Origin of the sequence: Peterkaempfera griseoplana (genome assembly GCF_001418575.1) — a bacterium.
GTDB classification, from domain to species: Bacteria; Actinomycetota; Actinomycetes; order Streptomycetales; family Streptomycetaceae; genus Peterkaempfera; species Peterkaempfera griseoplana.
Window position 1 is genome coordinate 1 of sequence record NZ_LIQR01000776.1, and the last position, 3,122, is coordinate 3,122.

A 3,122-nucleotide genomic window follows, 5' to 3' on the forward strand; every position below is an offset into this window, starting at 1 on the left:
GGGAGAGGCTCCCCGCGGCCCCCACCGCCGCGGGGAGCCTCTCCCCCGGTCACTCGAAGCTTGCCGCGGCCTCCTTCAGCGCCCGGGCCACCGCCGCCGGGTCGTCGGGCGCGGGCTCACCCGGGGTGTAGGTGACCGCGCTCAGCCTGCCGGTGTAGCGGAAGGCGCCGTGCCGTTCGTGGACCGGCCAGGACACCGGCGACCTGCGGTCCACCCCCACGCTGATGCCCTGGAAGGGCGCCATGCCGATCAGCTGGTGGACGCTCTCCAGCCTCCCGGTCTCCGTTCCGTCCACCGCCACGCCGAACTCCCAGCGCAGGCCCGGTACCGCGGTGGCGGTGAGGGTGACGACGGGGGCGCCGGGCGGCAGCGGACCCGCGTCGGCCTCGTGCAGCACCCCGTACTCGTTGTAGGCGAAGTGCAGCCGCCCGTCCTCGACGTACAGGCTGTAGCCGCCGCCCTGGTCGCCGTGGGAGACCAGGACGCCCGCGTCGTCCGGCCCGTGCTCGGCGATCTCCACCGAGACCTCGAAGGACCGCAGGGACACCAGCCGGGAGGAGCGGTAGCGCTCCAGTTCCGGTGTGCCGGGCAGCAGCCGGACCGGACGGCGCAGCCGCTCCTCCTCCGGCCCCCGGCGGAACGCCCCGCCGCTGCCGTCCACCAGCGGGAAGACCGCGTTGCGCCATGCCGCGCCCTCCCAGGCGGCGGCCAGTTCCTTGACCAGGTCGGGCCGGTCCGCGGCGCGGTCGTGGATCTCGGTGGGGTCGGTGGTGATGTCGTACAGCGCCCACTCGCCGTCGTCGTAGGGCGTGCCGGGGCGGTGGTGGGTCACCAGCTTCCAGCCGTCACGGTAGTAGCTGCGGTTGCCCGTCATCTCGCAGTACTGCTCGCGGTGGGTGCCGGGCGCGTGCGGGTCGGTGAGGACCGCGGTGAAGGCCGCGCCGTCGAGGTCCTGGACGGCCTGGCCCCCGCGCTCCCGGGGGCGTTGGACCCCGGCCAGGTCGAGCAGGGTCGGCAGGACGTCGGTCACGTACTGGTACTGCGGGCGCAGCGCGCCCGGGCCGTCCTCGGGCCGCAGCCCGGCGGGCCAGGAGATGACGAAGGGGACCCGGACGCCGCCCGCGTAGGTCTGGCCCTTGTAGAGGCGGAACGGGGTGTTGGAGGCCATGCCCCAGCCGCGGGGGTAGTGCACCAGGCTCTGGGGGCCGCCGATGAGGTCGATGTCGCGGTCGACGTCGGGTTGCCAGTCGTCGGGCAGCCCGGGGTGGTGGGTGAAGCGGCTGAAGTAGCTGCGGGTGCCCTCGGCGCCGCCCTCGCCGGTGCCGCCGTTGTCGGAGGTGAAGACGACGATGGTGTCGTCAAGTTCGCCGAGGGCTTCGAGGGTGTCCAGGAGGCGGCCGAGGTTGCGGTCGACGTTGTCGACCATGGCGGCGTAGACCTCCATGTAGCGGGCGTAGCGCTGCTGCTGAGCGAGCGTCAGTTCGTCCCAGGGGCCGACCTCGTGGCCGGCCTCGGAGTTGCGGTCGGGCAGTTCGGTGCCGGGCGGGAAGAGGCCGGCGGCCTTCTGGGCGGCGAAGCGGCGTTCGCGCAGCACGTCCCAGCCCTCGTCGTAACGGCCGCGGTGGCGGGCGAGGTCCTCCGGCTTGGCCTGGAGCGGGCCGTGGACGGCGTTGTGCGCGACATAGAGGAAGAACGGCTTGTCGGCGTCGTGGGCCCGCAGCGAGGTCAGCATGGAGATGGCCTCGTCGGTGATGTCGTCGGTGTAGTAGTAGCCCTCGGGGAGGGTGTCGATGTCCAGCGGGCTGTTGTCGCGGACGAGCTGGTGCGGGTGGAAGAGGCTGGTCAGGCCTTCCAGGACGCCGTAGTAGCGGTCGAAGCCCTGCTGGAGGGGCCAGCTGTGGCGGTCGGCGGCGGCGTTGGAGGCGGAGTCGCGGACGAGGTGCCACTTGCCGACGGCGTAGGTGGCGTACCCGGTGTCGCGCAGCAGCTCGGCGAGGGTGGGGATGTCGTCGGCGATGTCCATGCCGTAGCCGGGGAAGCCGGGGTCGGAGTTGGCGACCATGGCGTAGCCGACGCGGTGCGGGTTGAGGCCGGTGAGCAGGGCGGCGCGGGCGGGTGAGCAGAGCGGCATGGTGTGGTAGTTGGTCAGCCGCAGGCCGCGTTCGGCGAGCCGGTCGAGGGTGGGGGTGGGGATCTCGGCGCCGAAGGGGCCGATGTCGCTGTAGCCCATGTCGTCGACCAGGACGACGACGATGTTGGGGGCGCGGCGGGCGCCGTCCGGTCCGCCTGGCCGGCGGGCGGCGGGCCAGGCGGGGGTGGACTCGGCGAAGGTGCGGCCGACGTGGCCGGGGAAGTTCTCGTACGGGTCGCGCCGGTGCGGGTCGCGGCGGTGCGGGTCGGCGGGCGCGGCTGGGGGCTGTTCGGCGGTCACGGGGTGCTCCAGGTCGAGGCGGGCGGGGTCAGACGGTCGCCGGGGAATCCATGGGGAAGAGCGTGGCGAGTCGGGCGGCGAGCGCGTCCAGGGCGGGGCGGTCGGGCTGGCCGGTGACGGCGTGCAGCTGGAGCACGGAGGCGGTGCGCAGCACGGTCAGCAGCTCGGTGTCGAGGAGCCCGGGGACGCGGTCGCGCAGGGCTTCGGCGGCCGCGGGGTGGGCGAGGAGTTCGGCCAGGGGCGTGGTGAGGTCCAGCCGGGCGGCGGGGAACTCCTCGGGGCGGGGCGCGGGGCGGCGTGCGGGTTCGCCCGCGTCGTGCTGGCGTGTGGCGAGCAGGTGCTCCTCGGTGACCAGGTCCGGCCGCTCGGGGAGGCCGAGGCGGAGGTACTGGTCGGCGGGGGCGTCGGCGGCGCGCAGTTCGGCGACCAGCAGCCGGGCCATCCGCAGTTCCACGGCGTCGTCGAGCAGCGGCCGCTCCTGGGCGGGGTCGGCCTCCAGATCGAAGAGCAGGGTGCCGAAGCGGGCCGGGGACAGCAGCGGGGCCAGGCGGGCGGGGGTGCGCAGGGTGCGCAGGCCCTTGGTGAAGGTGAACGGTTCGGCGAGTTCGGCGTCGGCGAGTTCGCCCGGGGTGAAGCGGCCGCGCATAGGGGTGGGCATCAGGGTGTGCTCGTACAGCGGCTGGTTGCCGGG

1 protein-coding gene and 1 pseudogene are annotated in these 3,122 nt (G+C 74.1%); both read right to left on the reverse strand.

Features of this window, described 5'->3' with window-relative positions:
• Positions 1–49: 49 nt before the first annotated feature.
• The gene (locus AOK09_RS36690; RefSeq protein WP_055591486.1) at positions 50–2,431 is read right to left on the reverse strand and encodes an arylsulfatase; all 2,382 of its coding nucleotides are present in this window, start codon (positions 2,429–2,431) and stop codon (positions 50–52) included.
• Between the two features lie 28 nt (positions 2,432–2,459).
• Positions 2,460–3,122: pseudogene (locus AOK09_RS36695) on the reverse strand (sulfatase); the annotation flags it as partial.